We start from the raw sequence: 24972 nt of genomic DNA on the forward strand, positions 1-24972 counted from the left end.
TTTGAGTTAACCTGACTTCCCTTGCCTCTGCCGAGCGTTCCATGTCCGACTTGCTCGACCGTTACCCGCTCACCGCGGGCACCTATCACGAACTGCTGGACGCCAGCGGCGCGTTGCGTGCCCATTGGCGGCGCTTGTTCGATCACCTGCAACGCAGCACGCCCGCACAACTGGCCCAGCGCCAGGCGTTGCTGACGCGCCAGATCCAGGAAAACGGCGTGACCTACAACGTCTACGCCGACCCCAAGGGCGCCGACCGCCCCTGGGAGCTGGACTTATTGCCCCATGTGCTGGCCGCTGACGAATGGCAGCAACTGTCGGCCGGCATCGCCCAGCGTGCGCGCCTGCTCAATGCGGTGCTGGCCGACCTGTATGGCCCGCAGCGCCTGATCAAGGAAGGCTTGCTGCCGGCCGAACTGGTGTTCGGGCATAACAATTTTCTGTGGCCGTGCCAGGGCATTCAGCCGCCTGACGGGGCGTTCCTGCATCTGTACGCAGTCGACCTGGCGCGCACGCCGGATGGCCGCTGGTGGGTCACCGCCGACCGCACCCAAGCCCCGTCGGGCGCCGGCTACGCCCTGGAAAACCGCACCATTGTGTCCCGCGCCTTCCCGGACCTGTACCGGGATATGCAGGTGCAGCACCTCACCGGTTTCTTTCGCACGCTGCAGGAAACCCTGGCGCGCCAGGCCCCTGGCGATGACCAGCCGCCACTGATCGTGCTGCTCACGCCGGGGCGTTTCAACGAAAGCTATTTCGAACACCTGTACCTGGCGCGTCAGCTCGGCTACCCCCTGGTAGAGGGCGGCGACCTCACCGTGCGTGACAGCACTGTGTTCCTGAAAACGCTCAGCGGCCTGCGCCGGGTGCACGCGATCATGCGTCGCCTCGACGATGATTTCTGCGACCCGCTGGAACTGCGCACTGACTCGGCGCTCGGCGTGCCGGGCCTGCTCGACGCCGTGCGTCAAGGCAACGTGCTGGTGGCCAATGCCTTGGGCAGTGGCGTGCTGGAGTCCCCGGGGCTGCTGGGCTTTTTGCCCAAGATCAACGAATTTTTGTTCGGTGAAACCTTGATCCTGCCGTCGATTGCCACCTGGTGGTGCGGCGAAGCGCCGGTGCTTGCCGAAGCCTTGGAAAAACTCCCGGAACTGCTGATCAAGCCGGCATTTCCCTCACAAAGTTTCGCTCCGGTGTTTGGTCGCGACCTTGACGACGAACAGCGCCAGGCCCTGGCCGAACGCATGCGTGCGCGGCCCTATGCCTATGTCGCCCAAGAGCTGGCGCAACTGTCTCAGGCGCCCGTATGGCACACCGTGGATGACCACCTGCAACACCGTGCCATTGGTATGCGTGTCTACGCCGTGGCCAGTGAAGACGGTTATCGGGTACTGCCTGGCGGCCTGACTCGCGTGGCGGCCGACGCCGATGCCGAGGTGGTGTCGATGCAGCGCGGCGGGGCGAGCAAGGACACCTGGGTGCTCGGTGAGCGCGCGCCGGGTGGCGAGCAATGGCGCGCCCAACGCACCATTGGCGCCTATGACCTGGTGCGCCGCGATCCCTATTTGCCCTCGCGCGTGGTGGAAAACCTGTTCTGGTTCGGTCGTTACTGCGAGCGCTGCGACGACAGTGCGCGCTGGCTGCGTATCGTACTGGCGCGGTATGTCGATGGCGACGATCCGCTGGCGTTGCAGGCCGCCGTCGAACTCGGCGAAAGCCTGCGCCTGTTGCCGGAGGAGGGCGAGCTGCCGGAGCGCCTGCTCGCCGCCTTGCTGGGTGATGACTGGCCTTCAAGCCTGCGCGCCAATTTGCAGCGCTTGCAGTGGGCGGCGTCCCAGGTGCGCGGCAAGTTGTCCAGGGAAAACTGGCAGGCCCTGGTGGAGCTGCAACGCGAAGCCATGGAACTGGAAAGCGACACTGCAGACTTTGGCGAGCTGCTCGACTTTCTCAACCGCCTGGTGATGTCCCTGGCGGCACTGTCCGGGTTTGCCCTGGACGACATGACCCGCGATGAGGGCTGGCGCTTCTTGATGATGGGCCGGCGTATCGAGCGTCTGCAGTTTCTGAGCAGCAGCCTAGCGGCGTTCCTGCGTGGCGTGGCCGTGTTCGATCAGGCCGGGCTGGAATGGTTGCTGGAGCTGGGCAACAGCAGCATCACCTACCGCTCGCGCTACCTGGCGGTGCCGCAGTTGATCCCGGTGCTCGACTTGCTGCTGCTCGACGAGCAGAACCCCCATGCGGTGCTGTTCCAGCTCAAGTTGGTGAGCCGCACCCTGCGCCGTCTCAATGATGATTTTGGCGTGCCCCGTGAAACCGGGCTGGTGCCTTTGGTCGAGTGCCTGGCGCGTTTTGACCTGGGCTGCCTGGAGGACGGCCTGTTTGGCGAAACCAGCGTGCGTGCCGCGCTGGACGGCCTGGCCGACTTGCTGCAAGCGGTGGCCGATGAAAGCGGGCAGGTGTCGGATCGCCTGGCGCTGCGCCATTTTGCCCACGTGGATGATGTCAGCCAGCAAACGGTTTCGGTGTAATGAGCGCGCGCTATCAGATTTTCCACGATACCCATTACCACTATGACAGCCCGGTGTCCCTGGCCCAGCAACTGGCGCACCTGTGGCCAAGGCCGTGCGCCTGGCAGAAGTGCACCTGGCAGCAGTTGGATATTAGCCCGGAACCCACCTCGCGCCGCGACGAACTGGACGTATTCGGCAACCCGATCACTCGCCTGGCGTTCGAACGGCCCCATGATGAATTGCTAGTGAACGCCGGGCTCACCGTGGAAGTGCTGGCACGACCCGCTCTGGACTTCCAGCGGTCGCCGCCCTGGGACCACACCCGCGACAGCCTGACCTACAGCAGCCAGGCCTTGAGCGCCGAGCTGATCGAAGCCTGCCGCTATCGCTTCGAGTCGCCCTATGTCCATCTGAAGAAAACCTTCGTCGAGTTCTCCGAAAGCTGCTTCCCGCCCGGCGAGCCTTTACTGCTGGGCACGCAGGCATTGATGGAGAAGATCTTCAGCGAATTTACCTTCGATGCCGAAGCCACCCAGGTCGCCACGCCGCTGGTTGAAGTGCTGGAGCGCCGTCGTGGCGTGTGCCAGGACTTCGCTCACCTGATGCTTGCCTGCCTGCGTTCCCGTGGCCTGGCGGCGCGCTATATCAGCGGCTACCTGCTCACCCAGCCACCGCCCGGCCAGCCACGGCTGATTGGCGCGGATGCTTCCCATGCGTGGGTTTCGGTGTTTTGCCCGGTATCAGGCTGGGTGGATTTTGACCCGACCAACAATGTGCAGCCGGCGCTGGAGCACATCACCCTGGCCTGGGGCCGGGACTTTTCTGATGTGTCGCCATTGCGGGGGGTGATTCTGGGGGGAGGCAGCCACGACCCGGAGGTGCGGGTGACGGTGATGCCGCTGGAATGAAAAACGATCATTCCCACGCTCTGCGTGGGAATGCCTGCTGTGACGCTCTGCGTCACCCTTGCGCTGGCTTCAAGCCTGGTGCGGGACGCGGAGCGTCCGGGGCTGCATTCCCACGCGGAGCGTGGGAACGATCATTCAGCTGGGTCTTTCAGGGTTTCGGTCTCGTCAGTTGCCGCTTCACCTTCGGCATCCGGGGTCAGCGCGCCGGCTTCTTCCTCTGCAGCGGCTTTCTTGCGTTGCAGCTTTTCCTCTTTCTTCTGTTCCTTGGCCAAGTCTCTCTGACGTTTGGCGAAGGAGTAATTAGGTTTGGCCATGGGCGATCCTCTAGGGTCGAAGGTGAGGGTGGGCGGCGCGCAGCTGCCTCGGGTCGTCATGGTAGCAGCTTCAGGGGGCCCTTTGCTTTCACTTACCGCAGGCGTAGGCAGCCAGAAGGCCGTTGAACAGGTGATTGAGGTGCATGGCATGAACTCCCGTGAGTGATGGGCCGATCATAATCAGGGTGCGGCAGTTTGGCTGGTTGATTGTGTTGATGAAGCTGATAGCCTAAAGTTGTATACAATCTGTTGATTCAGATCATAAGAACTCAAGCCTGATTGAGGCACCCTTACCGCAATCCGCGTTTTTAAAACCCTGCCTTGGAGATTCACATGTTTGCCAAACTCGTTGCTGTTTCCCTGCTGACTCTGGCGAGCGGCCAGTTGCTTGCTGCAGAGTGCAAGGTCACTGTCGACTCCACCGACCAAATGTCGTTCAACACCAAAGCGATTGAAATCGACAAGAGCTGCAAGCAGTTCACCGTTGAGCTGACTCACTCGGGTAACCTGCCCAAGAACGTGATGGGCCATAACTGGGTGCTGACTACCGAAGCCAATATGCAACCGGTGGCAACCGACGGCATGGCTGCGGGGATCGACAAGGATTACCTGAAAGCCGGTGATGAGCGCATCATCGCCCACACCAAGATCATCGGTGCCGGCGAGAAAGATTCGGTGACCTTCGACGTCTCCAAGCTGAAGGCCGATGAGAAATACAGCTTCTTCTGCTCGTTCCCAGGCCACATCTCGATGATGAAAGGTGCTGTGGTTCTGAAGTAAGACCGCGTTATCGTTCATCGCAGGCAAGCCAGCTCCCACATTCGACCGCATTCCCATGTTGGAATCCGGTCAAGTGTGGGAGCTGGCTTGCCTGCGATGGCGATGTGACAATCAATGCAAAACGATCAGGTTCACCTCAAGGCGCAAACGGCATCACCCGCTTGTGCTCAGTCTTGCGATAGGTCTCGCAGATAATCCTGAACGCCTCCTCACGCACCGGCTCACCCTGCAGGAACGCATCAATCTCGGCATAGGTCACGCCATGTGACGCCTCGTCCGGCTTGCCCGGCGAAAGGTCTTCCAGGTCGGCGGTCGGTACCTTCTCCACCAGCGATTCCGGCGCGCCAAAGTGACGGGCAATGGCCCGCACCTGATGCTTCACCAGCCCGCTCAACGGTGCCAGATCGCACGCGCCATCACCGAACTTGGTGTAGAAGCCCATCACCGCTTCCGCCGCATGGTCGGTGCCGATCACCAGCCCACCGGCCGCGCCGGCGATGGTGTACTGCGCCACCATACGCATGCGCGCCTTGGTGTTGCCCAGCACGAAGTCACGGGACGCCGCGGCCTTGCCTTCAAAGGCGGCCACTTCATTGGCCAGGGCTTTAACCGCCGGGCCGATGTTCACGGTGTGACGTTCATCCGGCTCGATAAAGTCCACCGAGGCCTGGGCGTCGTGCTCGTCGAACTGGGTTTCGTAGGGCAGGCGCACGGCGATAAAGCGGTACGCCTCATCGCCGGTGCTGGCGCGCAGTTCCTGCACCGCACGTTGGGCCAACAGGCCTGCGGTCAGGGAGTCGACACCACCACTGATGCCGAGCACCAGGGTCTTGAGCCCGGAATTGCGCAGGCAGTCCTGGATAAAGGCCACGCGCCGGGCAACCTCGGCTTCGAGTGCGGCCTGGTCCTTGAACGGGGCTTGCACCTTGAGCTGTTGTGCAATCTCACGCTGTACGGCTTGCATGATTCACTCCTTGCTGGATAGGGCAGGTACTTTGAAAACGTGACGCAAATAGGCGACAAAATTCGGGTCGGTGCAATGGGTCTTGCCCGCTTCATCGGAAATTTTTGCGACGGGCTGGCCATTGCAGGCGGTCATTTTAAGCACGATGCTCATCGGTTCCACCCCTGGAATATCACAGGTCAGGTTGGTGCCGATGCCAAAGCTCACATTAATGCGACCGCGCAACGCCCGGAATATTTCCAAGGCTTTGGGCAATGTCAGACTGTCGGAGAACACCAGGGTCTTGCTCATCGGTTCGATGCCCAGCTTGTGGTAGTGAGCGATGGCTTTTTCTGCCCACTGGATCGGATCACCGGAGTCATGGCGCAGGCCGTCGAACAGCTTGGCGAAGTACAAGTCGAAGTCGCCCAGGAACGCGTCGGTGGTGATGCAATCGGTGAGGGCGATACCCAACAGGCCACGGTACTCGCGCACCCAGCAATCAAGGGCGGCGATCTGGCTGTCGATCAGGCGTGGGCCGAGTTGCTGGTGGGCCATGATCCACTCGTGGGCCATGGTGCCCAGCGGCTTCATATCGAATTCGCGCGCCAGGTGCACGTTGCTGGTGCCGACAAAACGGCCAGGGAAATCGTGCTTGAGCACGCTGACCACTTCCTCTTGCACCCGGTAGGAAAAGCGCCGACGCGTGCCGAAGTCCGCCACTTGCAGCTCCGACAGCTCATCGCTGCTGGCGTTGGCGGTCAACCAGTCGAACTTGCGATACAGCTGCTCGCGGGCCTGCTCGAGGATCACGGTCTGGTAGCGGTAGCGGTTACGCACCTCGCTGACGATGGCCAGCATTGGCACTTCAAACAGGATCACATGCAGCCACGGTCCGCGCAGGCGGATAAACAACTCGCCGTTCTCGATGCCGGTTTGCACATACCGCAGGTTGAAGCGAAACAGCCCGAGGAAACGCAGAAAATCCGGCTTCATAAAGCTGATGCGTTCCAGGAACCCCAGTTGATCGGGGCTCAGGCTCAGCTCGGCGAGGCGCTCGATCTGGTAACGAATCTCCGCCAGGTAAGGGCGCAGGTCTTCACTGTTACGGCAACGAAACTCCCATTCAACTTCCACGTTCGGGTAGTTGTGCAGCACCGCCTGCATCATGGTCAGCTTGTAGAAGTCGGTGTCGAGCAGGTTCTGCACGATGCGATCGGCAAACACACTCTCGCTCATAACGGGAATCTCCAGACGGGTCGGCGGTGGAGGCCGGCCTTTACGCACAATTGAGGAAGGGGGTTAGTGGCGCATAGACTTGTGGGGTTTTGCCAGTGATTTTTTCAGTAAGGCCACTGGCGCCATCGCAGGCAAGCCAGCTCCCACATTTGAAGTGCATTCCAAACGGTGGGAGCAGGCTTGCCTGCGATGGCGATTCTCCAGGCGCTAAAGCACCTGCTCCATCATCCACTTCACAAACTCGCGCACCTTGGGCACCTCTGCCGAATGCTCAGGATACGCCAGGTAGTAAGCATCCTGGCTCGGCATCGCATGTTGCCAGGGGATCACCAACTTGCCCTCGGCCAATTCCTCCTCCACCAGAAAGCGCGGCAATAACGCCACGCCGCATCCCACCTGCGCCGCACGGATACACATATAAAACGTGTCGAACCGCGGGCCATGGTAGCTGTGCTCGGTATGGAAGCCCTGGCTGGCGAACCAGTCATGCCAGCCCTGGGGCCGCGAGGCGTTTTGCAGTAGCACCAGGTCGCTCAGTTGCGTGGGGTCGGTGAAAGGCTGGGCGGGCAGGCTGTCGGGCGAACACACCGGTACCAGCTCTTCACTGAACAGTTTCAGGCTCTCGGTGCCGGGACGTGCGCCCTGGCCGAAATAGAACGCCATGTCGGCCTTGCCTTGCAGTAACTCGTCCGGGTCCTGTTCGTTGCACAGGTCCAGGTGGATCTGCGGGTGGCGCAAACGCCAGCCTTTGAGGCGCGGCACCAGCCAGCGTGCTCCGAAGGTGTAGGGCGTGGACACGCGCAGCACTTCGGTTTCGCCCCCGTAGGAGCGCAGGTAGTGGGTGGACATTTCCACCTGGGTGAGGATCTTGCGCACTTCCACCAGGTACAGGTCGCCCGCCGGGGTCATCTGCAAGCGGCGGCGCACGCGGCGAAACAGCAGGTGTTGCAACAGTTCTTCCAGCTGCGCTACTTGTTTGCTCACCGCGCTTTGGGTGAGGTTCAGTTCCTCGGCGGCGCGGGTGAAGCTCAGGTGGCGGGTGGCCGCTTCGAAACACTGCAGGGCGGTGATCGAGGGCAAATGTCTTTTGTTCAGCACGGCATGCCTCTTTTTATTCTTTGCATGAATAAAGGGAATGATATCTCGCCTAATCGTCGTTTGTTGGCAAGTCTTGGGCCAGCTACAAATAGGGCCAGGATCGCCGTGCGTATTGCGGCGCGAATTTTTGTCTGCAGATTGAAGGAGTGACCCATGGTTGCCGCATTGCTTGATCGTCTCGGGGTAAACCCGGCGCTGTACCAGGCTGGAAAACAACCCGTGCATTCACCGATTGATGGCAGCCGTATCGGCAGTGTGCACTGGGAAGGCGCCGCCGAGGTGGAGCAACAGGTCAGTCGCGCCGAGCATGCATTCGAGGCCTGGCGCAAGGTGCCGGCGCCGCGACGTGGCGAGCTGGTGCGCCAGTTCGGCGACGTATTGCGCGAGTACAAGGCCGACCTGGGCGAACTCGTTTCCTGGGAAGCGGGCAAGATTACCCAGGAAGGCTTGGGTGAAGTGCAGGAAATGATCGACATCTGCGACTTCGCCGTCGGCCTGTCGCGCCAGTTGTACGGCTTGACCATCGCCTCCGAGCGCCCAGGCCACCATATGCGTGAAACCTGGCACCCGCTGGGCGTGGTCGGCGTGATCAGCGCCTTCAACTTCCCGGTGGCTGTGTGGGCGTGGAACACTGCGCTGGCCTTGGTGTGCGGCAACGCGGTGATCTGGAAACCGTCGGAAAAGACCCCGCTCACTGCACTGGCCTGCCAGGCCTTGTTCGAGCGCGTACTGAAAAAATTCGACGGTGCCCCCGAGTACCTCAGCCAAGTGATCATCGGCGGCCGTGACGCCGGCGCTGCGCTGGTGGATGACCCGCGCGTCGCCCTGATCAGCGCCACCGGCAGCACGCGTATGGGCCGTGAAGTGGCACCCAAAGTCGCCGCACGTTTCGCCCGCAGCATCCTTGAACTGGGCGGCAACAACGCGATGATTCTCGGCCCGAGCGCCGACTTGGACATGGCCGTGCGCGCCATCCTCTTCAGCGCGGTGGGCACCGCCGGCCAACGCTGCACCACCCTGCGCCGGCTGATCGCCCATGAGTCGGTCAAGGAAGAAATCGTCACCCGCCTCAAGGCCGCCTATTCCAAAGTGCGCATCGGCCACCCCCTGGAAGGCAACCTGATCGGCCCGCTGATCGACAAGCACAGTTTCGACAACATGCAGGACGCCCTTGAGCAAGCCTTGAGCGAAGGCGGCAAGGTGTTCGGCGGCAAGCGCCAACTGCAAGACACATTCCCCAACGCCTACTACGTATCGCCGGCCATCGTGGAAATGCCCGAGCAAAGCGACGTGGTGTGCAGCGAAACCTTCGCGCCGATTCTTTACGTGGTCGGCTACACCGACTTCGCCGAAGCCCTGCGCCTGAACAATGCCGTGCCACAAGGTTTGTCGTCCTGCATCTTCACTACCGACGTGCGTGAAGCCGAGCAGTTCATGTCGGCGGTGGGCAGTGACTGTGGCATTGCCAACGTCAACATCGGCCCGAGCGGCGCGGAGATCGGTGGCGCGTTCGGGGGTGAAAAAGAAACCGGCGGCGGGCGTGAATCGGGCTCGGATGCGTGGCGCGGGTATATGCGCCGGCAAACCAATACTGTGAACTACTCGCTGGAACTGCCGTTGGCACAAGGCATCACGTTCGACTGACCAGACTGATCGTTCCCACGCTCTGCGTGGGAACGCATTCTGTGACGCTCCGCGTCACGACAATGCGGACGCGGAGCGTCCAAGGCTACATTCCCACGCAGAGCGTGGGAACGAGCGGTGGTGAATTCATCCCGGAGTCAGGCAATGGCACTGCGCGAAACATGTTTATGGGAACACCTCACCCCAGGCCGTCCCGACCGAGCCGCGCTCAAGGGCGCGGTCAAGGTGGATGTGTGCGTGATCGGCGCCGGCATCACCGGTTTGTCGGCGGCCATTCATTTGCTGGAACAGGGTAAAAGCGTCGTCGTACTGGAGGCCCATCGCACCGGTCACGGTGGTTCGGGGCGCAACGTCGGGCTGGTCAACGCCGGCCTGTGGATTCCACCGGACGAGATCGAGGCCGGTTTCGGCACGGCGGTGGGCAGCCAGCTCAACCGCATGTTGGGTGCGGCGCCGTCCCTGGTGTTCAGCCTGATCGACAAGTACAACATCGACTGCCAATTGCGCCGTGAAGGCACCTTGCACATGGCGCACAACGCCCGTGGCGAGGCGGATTTGCGCAGCCGTGAGCAGCAGTGGAAACGCCGTGGCGCACCGGTTGAGTTACTCACCGGCCAGGCTTGCGAGCAAGCCACCGGTACTCGGAAAATCGCCGCCGCATTGCTGGATCGGCGCGCCGGCACCTTGAACCCCATGGCCTACACCACTGGGTTGGCGAATGCCGCCGCAGCGTTGGGCGGGCAGTTGTTCGATCATTCCCCGGTCACCCAGCTTGAACGCCAAGGCGCCGATTGGTCGGTGCAGACCGCCGAGGGCGCGGTGCAGGCCGCGCAGGTGGTGATCGCCTCCAACGCCTACACCGAAGGCGAATGGACTGAACTGCGGCGTAACTTCTTCCCCGGCTATTACTACCAGGTGGCGTCGGCGCCGCTGACCGATGACGCGGCCAAACAGATCCTCCCCGGCGGCCAGGGTTCGTGGGACACGCGCCAGGTCCTGAGCAGTATTCGCCGCGATGCCGACGGGCGCCTGTTGCTGGGCAGCCTGGGTAACGGCAACCAGAAGCCGGCGTGGTTCCTCAAGGCATGGGCCGATCGGGTGCAGCAACACTACTTCCCGTACCTCAAACCGGTGCAATGGGAATTCACCTGGACCGGCTGCATCGCGTTCACCCCCGACCACTTGATGCGCCTGTTCGAACCGGCCCCCGGCCTGGTGGCGGTTACCGGTTATAACGGGCGCGGGGTGACCACCGGCAGCGTAGTGGGCAAGGCGTTTGCCGACTACCTGTGTCACCAGGACCCCCAAGCCTTACCGATCCCTTTTGCCCCTATGCAACCTCTGGCCGCTGTGGGCCTGCGCAGTTGCCTGTATGAAGCCGGCTTCTCGCTCTATCACGCCGGGCAATGCCTGAGGATCGTGATCTGATCAGCGAAATACTCCTCAGAAGCCTGCGTTTTCTTAGCAGGCTACCCATCTGTATTGGTGCAAGTCGTAGCAATCACGCACTGTAAATGTGCAGTTCCGTTACGCACATTGTTACAGCTGTAGGAACTGTCGTTTATGCCTGTGGTTGCAGGTGCGACCTACCAGGGTTGTACTTTTTTGCAGTGCTGGTTGCACCCGTAGACGCTAGACGGTTGCACGTCCTGGCAAAAGGCGTCGAAACGCCTGTAATAACAATGACACCGTGTCTTTTTGAAGAATAAAAAAGTAATGGCACGCGGCTTGCTCTGAGCTTTCAGTGAAAAGTTTGAATGCAAGTTGTCGTGCCAAAAATCAAAAATATCGGAGCACCACTCATGTCCCAGACGTTTTACAAGAAAGGTTTTCTGGCCCTCGCCGTTGCTGCGGCGCTGGGTGTTTCTACGTTTGTTCAAGCTGATGTGAAAATTGGTGTGGCGGGCCCGATGACGGGTGCCAACGCCGCTTTCGGTGAGCAGTACATGAAGGGTGCCCAGGCGGCAGCCGACGTTATCAACAAGGCCGGCGGCATCAACGGCGAGCAGATCAAGCTGGTGGCGGGCGATGACGCCTGCGAACCCAAGCAGGCCGTGGCCGTGGCCAACCGCCTGGCCGACCAGGACAAAGTGATCGGTGTGGTCGGGCACTTCTGCTCCTCCAACACCATCCCGGCGTCTGAGGTTTACGACGAAGCGGGCATCATCGCCATCACCCCAGGCTCCACCAACCCACAAGTGACCGAACGCGGCCTGGGCGCCATGTTCCGTATGTGCGGGCGTGACGACCAGCAAGGCATCGTCGCCGGCGACTACATCGTCGACGTGCTCAAGGGCAAGAAAGTCGCGGTGATCAACGACAAGGACACCTACGGCAAAGGCCTGGCCGACGCCACCGCTGCGCAGTTGACCAAGCGCGGCGTCAAGCCGGTGCTGGAAGAGGGCCTGACCCGGGGCGAGAAAGACTTCAGCGCCCTGGTTACCAAGATCCGTTCCCTGGGCGCCGACGTCGTGTACTTCGGCGGCTTGCATCCGGAAGCCGGCCCACTGGTGCGCCAGATCCGCGAAGCGGGCCTCAAAGACGTCAAGTTCATGTCCGATGACGGCGTGGTCACCGACGAACTGGTAGCCACCGCCGGCGGCGCGCAGTACGTTGATGGCGTGTACATGACCTTCGGCGCCGACCCGCGCCTGCTGCCAGACAGCAAGACGGTCGTGGAAGAGTTCCGCAAGAACGGTACCGAGCCTGAAGGCTACACCCTGTACGCTTACGCCTCGATCCAGGCCCTGGCCGCCGGCTTCAACGGTGCCAAGTCCAACAAGGGCGAAGACGCTGCCAAGTGGCTCAAGGCCAACCCGGTTAAAACCGTCATGGGCGAAAAAGCCTGGGATGCCAAGGGCGACCTGAAAGTCTCTGACTACGTGGTTTACCAGTGGGACAAAGACGGCAAATACCATCAGTTGGAAAAGCAGAAGTAATAACGCGACGGCCTGAACACCTTGATCCCTGTGGGAGCCGGGCTTGCCCGCGATGACGGACTCAATGCCAACCCTGTGTTGAATGTGAAACCGCTATCGCAGGCAAGCCAGCTCCCACAGAGGGCCTGGTTGCCTGCTCTATTGCAACAAACCTGTCTTTTCCTCCAGAAGCGCCGCACACCCACCGGTGTGCAGGTGCTCACCGCGTGAGATTGCGTTATGGATGGTATTTTCCTGCAGCAACTGGTCAACGGCCTGACCCTCGGGTCGGTCTATGGCCTGATCGCCATCGGCTACACAATGGTCTATGGCATCATTGGCATGATCAACTTCGCCCACGGCGAGGTTTATATGATTTCCGCTTACCTCGCGGCGATCAGTCTGGCACTGCTGGCTTACTTCGGCATCGAATCCTTCCCGCTGCTCATTCTCGGTACCTTGATCTTCACCGTAGTCGTCACCGGCGTGTACGGTTGGGTGATTGAGCGTGTCGCCTACAAACCCCTGCGTAACTCCACCCGCCTGGCACCGCTGATCAGCGCCATCGGTATCTCGCTGATCCTGCAGAACTACGCGCAGATCGCCCAGGGCGCCAAGCAACAAGGCATTCCCACCCTGCTGGCCGGCGCCTGGCGCGTCGATATCGGCACCGGGTTCGTGCAACTGACCTACACCAAAGTGTTCATCCTCGTGGCGGCGTTCGCCGGCATGGCCTTGCTCACCTACATCATCAAATACACCAAGCTCGGCCGCATGTGCCGCGCCACCCAGCAAGACCGCAAGATGGCCTCGATCCTGGGCATCAACACCGACCGAGTGATCTCCTACGTGTTCGTCATCGGCGCAGCCATGGCTGCCCTGGCCGGCGTGCTGATCACCCTCAACTACGGCACCTTCGACTTCTATGCCGGCTTCATCATCGGCATCAAGGCGTTTACCGCGGCGGTCCTCGGCGGCATCGGCTCCCTGCCTGGGGCGATGCTGGGCGGGATCATCCTCGGTATCTCCGAGTCGCTGTTCTCGGGGTTGATCAACTCTGACTACAAAGACGTGTTCAGTTTCTCCCTGCTGGTGGTGATTCTGATTTTCCGTCCCCAGGGCCTGCTTGGTCGCCCACTTGTGGCGAAGGTGTAAACATGTCTGCTGCCAAATCCATTGATATCAAGAAAAGTGTGGTCGATACGGTCCTCGCGGGGCTGATTTCGCTGATCGTATTCGGCCCGATTGTCGGCGTGGTGCTCGACGGCTACAGCTTCAACCTGGAACCTGCGCGGGTTGCCGTGCTGGTCGCTATCGTGATGGCCGGGCGCTTTGCCTTGAGCCTATTCCTGCAAACTTCCAAGGGCGTGAAGATCCTGCAGGGGTTCGAGAGCAGCGGCTCCGGCGTGCACGTGCTGCCACCGGACTACAAGTCGCGGCTGCGCTGGATCATCCCGGCGTTGATCGTGATCGCCATCGTGTTCCCGATCTTTGCCAACAAGTACCTGCTCACCGTGGTGATCCTGGGGCTGATCTACGTATTGCTCGGCCTGGGGCTGAACATCGTGGTGGGCCTGGCGGGCCTGCTCGACCTGGGTTACGTGGCGTTCTATGCCATCGGTGCCTACGGCCTGGCGCTGGGTTATCAATACCTGGGCCTGGGCTTCTGGACGGTGCTGCCACTGGCGGCCATCGCGGCGGCGTTGGCGGGGTGCATACTCGGCTTCCCGGTGCTGCGAATGCACGGTGACTACCTGGCCATCGTGACCCTGGGTTTTGGTGAAATCATACGCCTGGTGCTCAACAACTGGCTGTCGTTCACCGGCGGCCCGAACGGGATGCCCGTGCCGTCACCGACCTTCCTGGGCCTGGAGTTCGGCAAGCGTGCGAAGGATGGCGGCATTCCGTTTCACGAGTTTTTCGGCATCGATTACAACCCCAACATCAAGTTCATGTTCATCTACATCGTGCTGTTTCTGGTGGTGCTGGCCGTGCTGTACATCAAGCATCGCCTGACGCGCATGCCGGTCGGTCGCGCCTGGGAAGCCCTGCGCGAAGATGAAATCGCCTGCCGTTCCATGGGCCTGAACCATGTGCTGGTCAAACTCTCGGCCTTCACCATCGGCGCGTCCACCGCCGGTTTGGCCGGGGTGTTCTTTGCCAGCTACCAGGGCTTCGTCAACCCATCGTCGTTTACCTTCTTCGAGTCGGCGTTGATCCTCGCCATCGTGGTGTTGGGCGGCATGGGCTCGACGGTCGGCGTGGTGATCGCAGCGTTCGTGTTGACCGTGGCGCCGGAACTGCTGCGTAGTTTTTCCGAGTACCGTGTGCTGCTGTTTGGGGTGTTGATGGTGGTGATGATGATCTGGCGACCGCGTGGCTTGATTCGGATTAGTCGTACCGGTGTGACGCCACGCAAGGGGGTAGCGCCATGAGCAAGGAAGTCGTGCTGTCTGTCGAACACCTGATGATGCACTTCGGGGGCATCAAGGCCCTCAGTGATGTGAGCCTACAGGTCAAACGCAACTCGATCTTCGCCCTGATCGGCCCCAACGGCGCCGGCAAGACCACGGTGTTCAACTGCCTCACCGGCTTTTACAAAGCCAGTGGCGGCAAGATCGAGCTCAACGTGCGGGGCAAGCAAACCAACGTCATTCAGTTGCTGGGTGAGCGCTTTGAGGCCACCGACTTTGTCTCGCCCAAAAGCTTCCTCAGCCGCGTGTACTACAAGATGTTCGGCGGCACCCATCTGGTGAACCGTGCCGGCCTGGCGCGCACTTTCCAGAACATTCGCCTGTTCAAGGAAATGTCGGTGCTGGAAAACCTGCTGGTGGCCCAGCACATGTGGGTCAACCGCAACATGCTTGCCGGCATCCTCAATACCAAAGGCTACCGCAAGGCCGAAAGCGATGCGCTGGACTGCGCATTCTACTGGCTGGAAGTAGTCGACCTGGTGGACTGCGCCAACCGTCTGGCCGGCGAGCTCTCCTACGGCCAGCAGCGCCGCCTGGAAATCGCCCGCGCCATGTGCACGCGGCCGCAGATCATCTGCCTGGACGAACCGGCAGCGGGCCTCAATCCACAGGAAACCGAAGCCCTCAGCGCGATGATTCGCCTGCTGCGCGACGAACACGACCTTACGGTGGTGCTGATCGAACACGACATGGGCATGGTGATGAGTATTTCCGACCACATTGTGGTGCTGGACCACGGCAACGTGATCGCCGAAGGCGGCCCGGATGCGATCCGCAACGACCCGAAAGTGATCGCCGCCTACCTGGGCGCGGATGAAGAGGAGTTGGTATGAGTGCACCTATCCTCGAAATGAAGGACCTGGACGTGTTCTACGGCCCGATCCAGGCCCTGAAAAAAGTCTCGCTGCACATCAACGAAGGCGAAACCGTCAGCCTGATCGGCTCCAATGGCGCGGGTAAGTCCACGTTACTGATGTCGATCTTCGGTCAGCCTCGGGCCGAGTCGGGGCAGATCCTCTACAACGGCGTCGACATTACCCACAAATCGTCCCACTACATCGCTTCCAACGGCATTGCGCAGTCGCCGGAAGGGCGGCGGGTGTTCCCCGACATGACCGTCGAGGAAAACCTGCTGATGGGCACTATCCCCATTGGCGACAAGTTCGCCAGCGAGGACATGCAACGCATGTTCGAGCTGTTCCCCAGGCTCAAGGAGCGGCGCAACCAGCGGGCGATGACCATGTCCGGTGGTGAGCAACAAATGCTCGCCATCGCCCGTGCGCTGATGAGCCGGCCCAAGCTGTTGCTGCTCGATGAGCCAAGCCTGGGGTTGGCGCCGATTGTGGTGAAGCAGATCTTTTCCACCCTGCGCGAGCTGGCGTCCACCGGTATGACCATCTTCCTGGTGGAGCAGAACGCCAACCATGCGCTGCGCCTGTCGGACCGAGCGTATGTGATGGTCAATGGTGAGATTCGCCTGACCGGCACCGGCAAGGAGTTGCTGGTGAACGAGGACGTGCGCAACGCCTACCTGGGCGGCCACTGACCTAAGATCCAGGCGCATCAACCCTGTGGGAACCGGGCCTTATGTGGGAGCCGGGCTTGCCCGCGACAGCATCACCTCGGTTTAGCTGACATACCGAGGTGGCCGCATCGCAGGCAAGTTAGCTCCCACCCAAAGCCGGTTCCCACATTTGTTTTTGCGATGTCCACAAGCGCTCAACCAAATTGTGGAAAACAAATCCAGCCCACCTCAAAAGCGCGACATATAGTCGCCGCAAATCCCTGTTTTGTCACAGTTTTGACTTGTCCCCATCCACTGTGGAACCGGCTGTGGGTAACGTGGGAGTAGCTGGCTGAAAGCCTTTAACCACGTGGCTTGTAGCGTGTTGGTTGTTTTTCGATCAGTGTGTTTTTCGCGACCGTCTCAAGGGTTTGTCAACCTGTTTAAAGACACAGGTATATGAACGAAATAAGTCGTTCCGGCCTGTGGATAAGTCTGTGATTAAACTCTGGAAAGACGCGCGCAGGGGCCGCAATGACTGGCCTGGAGCCATCGTTGTGTTTTTCAGCATTTGTCGCCGGCTACATAGGCGCTTGCCCAGGTCAAGCAAAAAACTTTATAAAACCGCCTGCAACCCTTGTACACAGTGGCTTTGAGCCGTTTGCACTTGCCCCCAAAGACTGTGGGCGCAGTTGTGGATAACCTGCGCGCATATGGCTGCAAGCTACGGTTTATAAGGCTTTGCGTCGCTTGATTAAAAAGTGATCAGTCAAGCATGCGCGTGTGTGCACAGCGGTTGCCGCAAACGCGGCGTAAGGGCATTCTGCTGGCTGTTTTTTTCCCGATGCCCGCAAGGAGAACACCATGTCCGACACGCTGTTTATCACTGGCGCTACTTCAGGTTTCGGCGAAGCCTGTGCCCGTCGTTTTGCCGAGGCCGGCTGGAAACTGGTGCTCACCGGTCGTCGTGCCGAGCGCTTGAATGCCTTGGTCCAAGAGCTTTCCAAGCAGACCGAAGTGCATGGCCTGGTGGTGGATGTGCGCGACCGCAAAGGCATGGAGGAGGCCATCGCCAACCTGCCGCCGTCGTTCGCCACGCTGCGCGGCCTGATCAACAACGCCGGCCTGGCCGTGGGCACCGACCCTGCGCCCAAGTGCGACCTCGACGATTGGGAAACCATGGTCGATACCAACATCAAGGGCCTGCTGACCACCACCAACCTGCTGTTGCCGCGCCTGATTGCCCATGGCCGCGGGGCCGGGATCATCAACCTGGGCTCCATCGCCGGTAACTACCCGTACCCGGGCAGCCATGTGTATGGCGGTTCCAAGGCGTTCGTGAAGCAGTTTTCGTTGAACCTGCGCTGCGACCTGCAAGGCACCGGCGTGCGCGTGACCAATATCGAGCCGGGCTTGTGTGAAAGCGAGTTCTCCCTGGTGCGCTTCGGCGGTGACCAGGCGCGTTATGACGCCACCTACGCAGGTGCCGAGCCGATCCAGCCGCAGGACATTGCCGATACGATTTTCTGGGTGATGAACACCCCGGCGCACGTGAACATCAACCGCCTGGAGTTGATGCCGGTGAGCCAGACCTGGGCTGGGTTTGCGATTGAGCGTGGGGCCAAAGGCTAAGACCGCGTCGCTGCCATCGCAGGCAAGCCAGCTCCCACATTTGACGGTATTCACACATCCAAATGTGGGAGGGGGCTTGCCTGCGATGGCGGCAAATCGGCCAAAATGCGGCATAAGGTACACTGCCCGCCTGAAAACCCCACCGCACCCAGCGGTTTAAAGGTTTTGACAGGAGGCAATGTGAGTAACCGAGGTGAGCAGGCACTGCTCAAACAATCGACTATCCTGATGTTCGCAGTCGCGATCGCCGGGATTGTCACGGGTGTGATATCCGGCGCCCAATCCATTCTGTTCGACGGCTTTTTCTCGCTGATCGCCACCGCCATCAAGGTGCTGATGCTGATCACGGCCAAGCTGATCGCCAAGAAAAGCAACGAGCGTTTCCAGTTCGGCTATTGGCACCTGGAGCCAATGGTGCTGTTGATCGAAGGCAGTTTCCTGCTGCTGATCGCCATCTACGCGTTCCTCAATGGCGTGTTCGGCATTATCAATGGCGGGCGCGAAATCGAGTTGGGGCTGGTGATCATTTATGCGGCGGTGTTTACCGTCGTGGAGTTCGCCTACTTCTTCTATGTGCGCTACCGCAATCGCACACTCAAATCGTCATTGATCCAGTTCGACAACATCAGTTGGCTGGTGGACGCGATGCTGTCGGTGGGCTTGCTGATCAGCTTCCTGGCCGCACTGTTGCTCAAGTCCCAGGGCTATGGCGAGTGGGCGGTCTACGTGGACCCGTTGATTCTGATCCTGCTGGCCCTGAGCATGCTGGCGCCGGCATTCAAGATCCTGCGCCCGGCGCTGCGCGAAGTGTTGGGCATCGCGCCGGATCACTTGGACGACAAGGTTCGCGAAGTGATGGACGCGGCGCAGGCCAAGCATGGTTTCGACGACTATGTGTCCTATGTGCAGAAGCACGGGCGTGCGCGGTTTATCGAAATTCATGTGGTGCTGCCAGCGAATTACCCGGTGGATAACGTCGCGACTCTCGATGGGCTGCGGGAAGAGATATCCACAGGGCTTGGGGCGGCGGATGCGGCGCGGTGGTTGACGATCAGTTTTACCGGGGATCGCAAGTGGATTGCCTAAAGTCTGTTAGAGCGAGGTGAGGCTATCGCAGGCAAGCCAGCTCCCACATTTAAATGTGCGAACACTATCAACTGTGGGAGCTGGCTTGCCTGCGATGGGCCCAGCAGGTCAGCCCAGATGCTGGACCAAGCCCTGATAGCAAGTCGCCAAATGATAAGGCGTAGTCGAAGGCATATCCCGTCGGCTCACCTTACCCTCGGCATCCAGGCATTCATGCCAACCCTTGGCATGCAAAAAGCGCTGTTGCAGCGCCTGCAACTGACGCTGCAGCACCGCTTCACTGCCTGGCCGCAAGGTCAACGCCCGCAGGTACTCCGCCTGTGCCCAGATCCGTTGGGTACCGTCGCGCACCGTGCCATCCAGCGCAAGCATGCCGCTGACCGCCCCGCTTAACTTATCCACACCCTTTTGCTCGGCATAGGCAAATGCCCGTGTCAGCGAGCCATGCAGCGCGGTGCCGCGTAGCGCAGCTGAAGACTCGAGCAAAAAGAACCATTCGAACTGATGCCCCGGCTCAAACCAGTTATCCACAGCGCCCACAGGTTTTTCCATCATCACGCCGTGCTCGCGGTCGATGAAACGTTGCTGCATGGCCGTCGCCAGTGCCAGCAGGGCCGCTTGTACCTGGGCGTCCTCACGCACCGCGAGGGTGGCCAGGAAACCTTCGGCCAGGTGCATCAACGGGTTTTGCAACGGGCCGGAGTCGAGCGAGGCCCAGTTGCGCTCCAGTACGGCCTCGTACAAGCCGTCACCGGTGGCAAAACGTTGGGCGACGACTTCCAGGGCAGCGTTGAGCACCGATTCCACCAACGGCTCACGCATCTTGGCCCAGTAATGGGCGCAGGCAAAAATAATGAAGGCGTGGGTGTAGAGGTCTTTGCGCTTGTCCAGCGGCTGGCCGGCGGGGTCGATGCTATAGAACCAGCCACCGTGTTCGGCATCATGGAAGTGCCGTTGCAGGGAGCGAAACAGCGCTGCCGCACGTTCTTCGGCGAAAGCCGCGCCGGGTTCGCCGATCAGGCTGGCGAACAGGTACAGCTGCCGGGCGCAGGCCATGGCGCGATAGCGCTGGGGGGGCAGTGGCTGGTGGTCGGCGTCCAGGGCCTCAAAGGGCAGTGCCAGGTCGGCATTCCAGCCCGGGCCTTGCCAGAGAGGCACGATCAGGTCATGGAAGTGCGTGAGCACAGGCGTCAGGGAAGAGGGGGAAGCGATGGGCATTGGCTGGCGTCGTCACGGCAGGGGTGTAGGCGCGCATGGTAGCAGGCTGATCGTTCCCACGCTCTGCGTGGGAATGCATTTTATGACGCTCTGCGTCATGCTTTGGGACGCAGAGCGTCTTCGGCTGCGTTCCCACGCGGAGCGTGGGAACGAGAGGCCCTCAGCAGTGCCGCAAATCAGCCCGCCAGCAACCACACCCCAGTCGCCGCCGAAGCCGCCCCGGCCACTCGCACCAAGGGTGCAGCAGCAGCTGGCAAAAAGCGCACGACTGCATAACCGGCTGCATGCAACGCCGCGGTCGCCCCCACAAACCCAGCGGCATACGCCCAAGGGCTGGTCATATCCGGCAGTTCCAGGCCATGGGCCACGCCATGAAACAGCGCAAACAACGCCGTGGCGCCCACGGCCACGAACAGCGGCGGCCGCACCGCCAATGCTACCGCCAGGCCCAAGGCCAGCACCGAAGCAGCAATCCCGCTTTCCAGCGCCGGCAGTTGCAGCCCTTCAAAACCCAGCACGCCGCCGATCAGCATGGTGCCGACAAAGGTGCATGGCAGCGCCCAGCGCGCGGCGCCTTTTTGTTGGGCCGCCCAGAGGCCTACCGCAAGCATGGCCAGCAAGTGATCGAGGCCGCCCAGGGGATGGCTGATACCGGCCATCAGGCCATTGTCGCCATGGCCCGGATGGGCGAAGGCCAGGGCAGGCGCGAGCAGCAGCGCGGCGGCGGCGAAAAGTCTGTTGAGTCTCATGGACAGGTTCCTTATGGGTTGATCAGGCGGCGGTCAGCAGGCCCTGGCGTTCGATGAAGGCGACGATGTCATCCAGGCCGACCCCGGTTTTCTGGTTGCTGAACACAAAGGGTTTGCCGTTGCGCATGCGTTGAGTGTCGCTGTTCATCAGGTCCAGCGACGCGCCGACCAGCGGGGCCAGGTCGATTTTGTTGATCACCAGCAGGTCGGATTTGCAAATGCCAGGCCCGCCCTTGCGCGGCAGCTTGTCGCCCGCAGACACATCGATCACATAGATGGTCAGGTCCGACAGTTCCGGGCTGAAGGTGGCCGACAGGTTGTCGCCGCCGGACTCCACCAGAATCAGGTCCAGGCCCGGAAAACGACGGTTGAGTTGGTCCACGGCCTCCAGGTTGATCGAGGCATCTTCGCGAATCGCCGTGTGTGGGCAGCCGCCGGTTTCCACGCCGATGATGCGCTCCGGCGCCAGGGCCTGGTTGCGCACCAGGAAGTCGGCATCTTCACGGGTATAGATGTCGTTGGTCACCACCGCCAGGTTGTAGCGATCGCGCAGCGCCAGGCACAGGGCCAGGGTCAGGGCGGTCTTGCCCGAGCCTACCGGGCCGCCGATACCGACGCGCAGGGGTTGTGTGTTCATGTGCTTCTCCAGAATCAGGAACGGAACAGGCGGCTGTACTGGCGCTCGTGGGCCATGCACGCCAGGGACAGGCCAAAAGCAGCGCTGCCCAAATGGTTAGGGTTAATGCGCTCGGCATCCTGCTGGGCTTGTTGCAGCAGCGGCAGCAGTTCACTGGTTAGACGCTGGGCGGCTTGCTGGCCCAGTGGAAGGGTTTTCATCAGCACGGCCAATTGGTTTTCCAGCCAGCTCCACAGCCAGGCGGCGAGGGCGTCGTCGGCGTTGATGTGCCAGGCGCGCGCGGCCAAGGCCCAGCCAAGGGCCAGGTGCGGTTCGTCGCGTTGAGCGAGAAAGTCACGGGCGCTGTCGTCCAGTTCCGGCAAGCCGTTGAGCAACTGTTGCAGGGAGTAGCCCATCTGGCGGCTTTCCTGATACAGCTCCCAGCTCTCACGGCTGGCGCGATGCTCGTCGCACCACTGCGCCAGTTGTGCCCAGTCCTGCTCGATGGCTGCGCGGCAATGGGCGAGCAACAGCGGTGCTTCGAAACGCGCCAGGTTGAGCAGCAACTGGTCACTGATCCAGCGTCGGGCGCTCGCGGCATCCTGTACGCGGCCGTTGTCCACCGCCATTTCCAGGCCCTGGGAATAGCTGTAGCCGCCAATCGGCAATTGCGGACTGGCCAGGCGTAGAAGCGCCCAGGCTGGGTTCATAGACGTACGCCGAACTGATGCAGCTTGGGGGCGTAGTTGAAGTCTTCATCCCCATGGCGCGAATGATGATGGCCGCCGCCATAGGCGCCGTGCTCGGGTTGAAACGGCGCTTCGATGGTCTGTGCATCGGCACCCAGCTGTTCAAGCATGGCCTTGAGCACGTAGTCATCGAGCAGGCGCAGCCAACCGTCACCGACTTGCAGGGCTACATGGCGGTTGCCTAGGTGATAGGCGGCGCGAGTCAACTCGAACGCGTTGCGGCAGGTGACATGCAGCAGTTGTTCAGGGCGGGCGTACACCCGTACGACGCGTCCGTCTTCTGCCTGTAGGAATTCGCCATCGTGCAAGGGCGGCTGGCCCCGCTCCAAAAACAGGCCGACGTCTTCACCGTCGGCACTGAAACAGCGCAGGCGGCTTTTGCTGCGGGCTTCGTAATTGAGCAGCAACTCGGCGGCCCAGAGGGCTTGGGGGGCGATTCGGCGATGTATCACCAGCATCAGAGAGCTTCCAGCTGTGAGCGATGAAAGACCTAGAGCAAGGGGCTTGCCAATCACGGAATTGAGTCGGAATTCCCTGTAGTCAGGCAGGCATGCTGCTCAATAGGGCGTCAGATAATTCAGTGCGTGAATCAATTTGGTGCGTGGCGAGGTTTATAGCACCGGCGAAGGGCGTTTTGCGTTGATGGAGGCGCTTGTCTTGATGAAATTTCTTTCATCTTTTTCTCTGTAGGCAGTTTTTAGGATTTGTCCTACGAATCATGAGGATTTGGAGTTCATGAGATTACCTGAGGGTTCTTTAGGCTATGCGCCCTGTTTAATACCACCGCGACGTTCATCATGCTTCGATCAATTTTCTGTATATGCCTGGTCAGCCTGACCTTCTTTATTTCATCGGCATCGGCCAATTTTCAGCCCCGCGCCAGCTTCGGCTCGTCGCTGCAAAGCCTCAAGCCGGCTTCCATCGACGACGTGATCGACCGCGCCCATGAGTTGCTCGGTACGCCCTACAAGTGGGGCGGCACCTCGGCGGAGCAGGGCTTCGATTGCAGCAGCTTCCTGGTGTACCTGTTCAAGACCCAGGCCAATATCCAGATACCGCGCACCACCACGGCCATGCACCGTTCATCGGCGGCGACCATCAAGCGCAATGCGTTGAAGCCTGGGGATGCGGTGTTTTTCAAAGGCAACGGGCGCGGCCAGGTCAGCCATGTCGGGCTTTACATTGGCCACGGCAAATTCATTCATTCGCCGCGCACCGGCAAAACCATTCGTATCGATTCATTGAGCAATAGCTACTGGAACAAGCACTACACCACCGCCAAACGGTTCCACACGGCGGGTTGATTGCTTTATTCGGTGCTGCCCAGCCCTTGCCAATGCTTGAGGCCGATAAAGATAAAGCGCAGTTGCTGGGTGATTTTCGCTTGGGGCGTAAGGTGGGCCGGCAGGGCGTGGGCCGGTGGGTCGATGATATCGGGCAGGGTGGCGAACACGCTCTTGACGATCAGGTCGGCCATCACATGCAAACCTTCGGCATCCAAGTGCTGGAGTTTGGGCATCAGCGTCAGGTCGGCGGCCAGGTCGCGGGTGATGTCTTCGCGCAGGGCGGCGATGGCTTGGCGCACGGCCAGGCAGCCGCCGTACTGTTCGCGAGCCAGGAACAGGAACTGAGAGCGGTTAGCCGAAACCACATCGAGAAAGATGCGCACCGAGGCATCAATGATGCCGCCCATCACGAATTCGTTGTGGCGCACCAGGCGGATCGTGGCGCGAAAGGTCTGGCCGACCTCGCTGACCAGTACCAGCCCCAACTGGTCCATATCGGCGAAATGGCGATAGAAACCGGTGGGCACGATACCCGCCGTCTTGGCCACTTCACGCAGGCTCAGGCTGCCAAACCCACGGCCGCACTCCATCAGATGGCGGGCTGCGTCCATCAGGGCGAGGCGGGTCTGTTGCTTCTGTTCGGCGCGGGGCAGCATGAGCGGATGAGCTTTGTCGGCAAGTACAGCGACGCACTCTAGCAAAAGCGCTTTGCCGGCGTCGAACTTGGCAGGGGCGGGGCGTGACGCGGTCTATATAAAAGCAAAAGCCCGATCGGCAGATCGGGCTTTTTTCTGGGCCACCACAGGCTTAGCTCTGTGCTTGATGCAGTTCTTGCAGACGGTCGGCACCGCCTTCAGCAACGCCTTCGGTGTAGGCACGTTTGTTGGCTTGTTCAGCACCGCCTTCGACCAAACCTTTCTCTTGCAGACGGTTGTAGCCATTTTCAGCTACGGCGCCTTTGGCGTAATCACGGTTTTCGTCTTCTTGCGAACCGCTGCGAGCCACGGTTTGGCTGGTTTGCACGGCTTGGGCTTTGTTCTGTGGGGTGGCCTGTTCGGCAGCTGGCAGGGCAAAGGCGCTGGAAGCCAGGACAGATAACAGAACGGTAGCGAGTAATTGGCGTTTCATGATGGTTGCTCCTAGGGAGGGCGATAAAGTGGGTACAGGGCTAATGTTACCCTTGATAAGTCGATATAAAAGTTCATAAACACAATGGTAATAATCAACAGAATTGATTGTTCTCGCGGGAGGCTCTAGATCGAGCCTCTCAAGCCCGCGGCTTTGCACCGATGTGGGTATTTTCG

General features: G+C 60.7%; 24 protein-coding genes. 13 read left to right on the forward strand and 11 right to left on the reverse strand.

The genetic code is table 11. The features are described 5' to 3' along the window. Positions 1-41 precede the first annotated feature (41 nt). Both MHH62_RS27270 and MHH62_RS27275 read left to right on the forward strand, forming a co-directional pair. Positions 42-2528, forward strand: coding sequence for a circularly permuted type 2 ATP-grasp protein (locus MHH62_RS27270; RefSeq protein ID WP_339232175.1), 2487 nt, complete (start codon positions 42-44; stop codon positions 2526-2528). Beyond that, entirely contained in the window at positions 2528-3418 is an 891-nt protein-coding gene (locus MHH62_RS27275) for a transglutaminase family protein (RefSeq protein WP_020301622.1), read from the forward strand. The genes MHH62_RS27270 and MHH62_RS27275 overlap by 1 nt, the downstream gene beginning before the upstream one ends. 131 nt (positions 3419-3549) lie before the next feature. Here the strand turns inward: MHH62_RS27275 and MHH62_RS27280 are convergent, their stop codons facing one another. Further along, the gene (locus tag MHH62_RS27280) at positions 3550-3732 is read right to left on the reverse strand and encodes a hypothetical protein (RefSeq protein WP_038448658.1); all 183 of its coding nucleotides are present in this window, start codon (positions 3730-3732) and stop codon (positions 3550-3552) included. Positions 3733-4065: 333 nt separating this feature from the next. On the opposite strand from MHH62_RS27280, the gene azu reads away from it, so the two are divergent. Further along, complete coding sequence (gene azu / locus MHH62_RS27285; protein WP_014716684.1) at positions 4066-4512, forward strand: azurin; 447 nt, start codon at positions 4066-4068, stop codon at positions 4510-4512. 136 nt (positions 4513-4648) lie between these two features. Here the strand turns inward: azu and nadE are convergent, their stop codons facing one another. The 3 genes from nadE to MHH62_RS27300 all read right to left on the reverse strand — a co-directional run bounded on the left by nadE (position 4649) and on the right by MHH62_RS27300 (position 7792). Continuing rightward, the gene (gene nadE, locus MHH62_RS27290) at positions 4649-5476 is read right to left on the reverse strand and encodes an ammonia-dependent NAD(+) synthetase (RefSeq protein ID WP_014716685.1); all 828 of its coding nucleotides are present in this window, start codon (positions 5474-5476) and stop codon (positions 4649-4651) included. A 3-nt stretch (positions 5477-5479) separates the two neighbouring features. Next, positions 5480-6694, reverse strand: coding sequence for a nicotinate phosphoribosyltransferase (gene pncB / locus MHH62_RS27295; RefSeq protein WP_003188094.1), 1215 nt, complete (start codon positions 6692-6694; stop codon positions 5480-5482). Positions 6695-6901: 207 nt separating this feature from the next. After that, positions 6902-7792: a LysR family transcriptional regulator gene (locus MHH62_RS27300; RefSeq protein ID WP_014716686.1), complete on the reverse strand. Its 891-nt coding sequence runs from the start codon at positions 7790-7792 to the stop codon at positions 6902-6904. Between the two features lie 153 nt (positions 7793-7945). Here MHH62_RS27300 and MHH62_RS27305 point away from each other — a divergent pair, with 153 nt between their 5' ends. The 9 genes from MHH62_RS27305 to MHH62_RS27345 all read left to right on the forward strand — a co-directional run bounded on the left by MHH62_RS27305 (position 7946) and on the right by MHH62_RS27345 (position 19050). After that, positions 7946-9436 carry an aldehyde dehydrogenase family protein gene (locus MHH62_RS27305; RefSeq protein WP_003188096.1) on the forward strand — a complete coding sequence of 497 codons (1491 nt, stop codon included), beginning with the start codon at positions 7946-7948 and terminating at the stop codon, positions 9434-9436. A gap of 144 nt (positions 9437-9580) precedes the next feature. Further along, a complete protein-coding gene (locus MHH62_RS27310; protein WP_201913755.1) occupies positions 9581-10864 on the forward strand; it encodes an FAD-binding oxidoreductase in 1284 nt (427 codons plus the stop codon). 374 nt (positions 10865-11238) lie between these two features. Beyond that, positions 11239-12375 carry a branched-chain amino acid ABC transporter substrate-binding protein gene (locus tag MHH62_RS27315; protein ID WP_005784282.1) on the forward strand — a complete coding sequence of 379 codons (1137 nt, stop codon included), beginning with the start codon at positions 11239-11241 and terminating at the stop codon, positions 12373-12375. A 219-nt stretch (positions 12376-12594) separates the two neighbouring features. Further along, the gene (locus tag MHH62_RS27320; RefSeq protein ID WP_003188099.1) at positions 12595-13509 is read left to right on the forward strand and encodes a branched-chain amino acid ABC transporter permease; all 915 of its coding nucleotides are present in this window, start codon (positions 12595-12597) and stop codon (positions 13507-13509) included. Positions 13510-13511: 2 nt separating this feature from the next. Beyond that, positions 13512-14789 (forward strand): high-affinity branched-chain amino acid ABC transporter permease LivM, encoded by a 1278-nt coding sequence (gene livM, locus MHH62_RS27325; RefSeq protein ID WP_014716688.1) that lies wholly within the window; start codon positions 13512-13514, stop codon positions 14787-14789. Beyond that, complete coding sequence (locus tag MHH62_RS27330) at positions 14786-15661, forward strand: ATP-binding cassette domain-containing protein (protein WP_003188102.1); 876 nt, start codon at positions 14786-14788, stop codon at positions 15659-15661. Before livM ends, MHH62_RS27330 begins: the two co-directional genes overlap by 4 nt. Further along, positions 15658-16374, forward strand: a complete 717-nt coding sequence (locus MHH62_RS27335) for an ABC transporter ATP-binding protein (protein WP_003188103.1) — start codon at positions 15658-15660, stop codon at positions 16372-16374. The genes MHH62_RS27330 and MHH62_RS27335 overlap by 4 nt, the downstream gene beginning before the upstream one ends. Positions 16375-17196: 822 nt before the next feature. After that, the gene (locus MHH62_RS27340) at positions 17197-17964 is read left to right on the forward strand and encodes an SDR family oxidoreductase (RefSeq protein WP_014716689.1); all 768 of its coding nucleotides are present in this window, start codon (positions 17197-17199) and stop codon (positions 17962-17964) included. A gap of 180 nt (positions 17965-18144) precedes the next feature. Further along, positions 18145-19050, forward strand: coding sequence for a cation diffusion facilitator family transporter (locus MHH62_RS27345; protein WP_014716690.1), 906 nt, complete (start codon positions 18145-18147; stop codon positions 19048-19050). Between the two features lie 108 nt (positions 19051-19158). On the opposite strand, the gene MHH62_RS27350 is transcribed toward MHH62_RS27345, so the two are convergent. The 5 genes from MHH62_RS27350 to ureE form a co-directional block, all read right to left on the reverse strand. Then, positions 19159-20268 carry an AGE family epimerase/isomerase gene (locus MHH62_RS27350; RefSeq protein ID WP_073453158.1) on the reverse strand — a complete coding sequence of 370 codons (1110 nt, stop codon included), beginning with the start codon at positions 20266-20268 and terminating at the stop codon, positions 19159-19161. Positions 20269-20444: 176 nt separating this feature from the next. Further along, positions 20445-21017: a HupE/UreJ family protein gene (locus tag MHH62_RS27355; RefSeq protein ID WP_014716692.1), complete on the reverse strand. Its 573-nt coding sequence runs from the start codon at positions 21015-21017 to the stop codon at positions 20445-20447. Positions 21018-21039: 22 nt separating this feature from the next. Beyond that, positions 21040-21654 (reverse strand): urease accessory protein UreG, encoded by a 615-nt coding sequence (ureG, locus tag MHH62_RS27360; RefSeq protein WP_014716693.1) that lies wholly within the window; start codon positions 21652-21654, stop codon positions 21040-21042. A 14-nt stretch (positions 21655-21668) separates the two neighbouring features. Beyond that, positions 21669-22343, reverse strand: coding sequence for an urease accessory protein UreF (locus MHH62_RS27365; protein ID WP_060767961.1), 675 nt, complete (start codon positions 22341-22343; stop codon positions 21669-21671). Then, positions 22340-22840 (reverse strand): urease accessory protein UreE, encoded by a 501-nt coding sequence (ureE, locus tag MHH62_RS27370; protein ID WP_060767962.1) that lies wholly within the window; start codon positions 22838-22840, stop codon positions 22340-22342. Before ureE ends, MHH62_RS27365 begins: the two co-directional genes overlap by 4 nt. 339 nt (positions 22841-23179) lie before the next feature. On the opposite strand from ureE, the gene MHH62_RS27375 reads away from it, so the two are divergent. After that, positions 23180-23686 carry a C40 family peptidase gene (locus MHH62_RS27375; RefSeq protein WP_014716696.1) on the forward strand — a complete coding sequence of 169 codons (507 nt, stop codon included), beginning with the start codon at positions 23180-23182 and terminating at the stop codon, positions 23684-23686. A 5-nt stretch (positions 23687-23691) separates the two neighbouring features. Here the strand turns inward: MHH62_RS27375 and MHH62_RS27380 are convergent, their stop codons facing one another. Further along, positions 23692-24324, reverse strand: a complete 633-nt coding sequence (locus tag MHH62_RS27380; RefSeq protein WP_003188114.1) for a TetR family transcriptional regulator — start codon at positions 24322-24324, stop codon at positions 23692-23694. 151 nt (positions 24325-24475) lie between these two features. Further along, positions 24476-24796 (reverse strand): hypothetical protein, encoded by a 321-nt coding sequence (locus MHH62_RS27385; protein WP_003188116.1) that lies wholly within the window; start codon positions 24794-24796, stop codon positions 24476-24478. Positions 24797-24972 lie beyond the last annotated feature (176 nt).

It is taken from the genome of Pseudomonas sp. FSL L8-0168 (assembly GCF_037976155.1).
Classification (GTDB): domain Bacteria; phylum Pseudomonadota; class Gammaproteobacteria; order Pseudomonadales; family Pseudomonadaceae; genus Aquipseudomonas; species Aquipseudomonas paracarnis.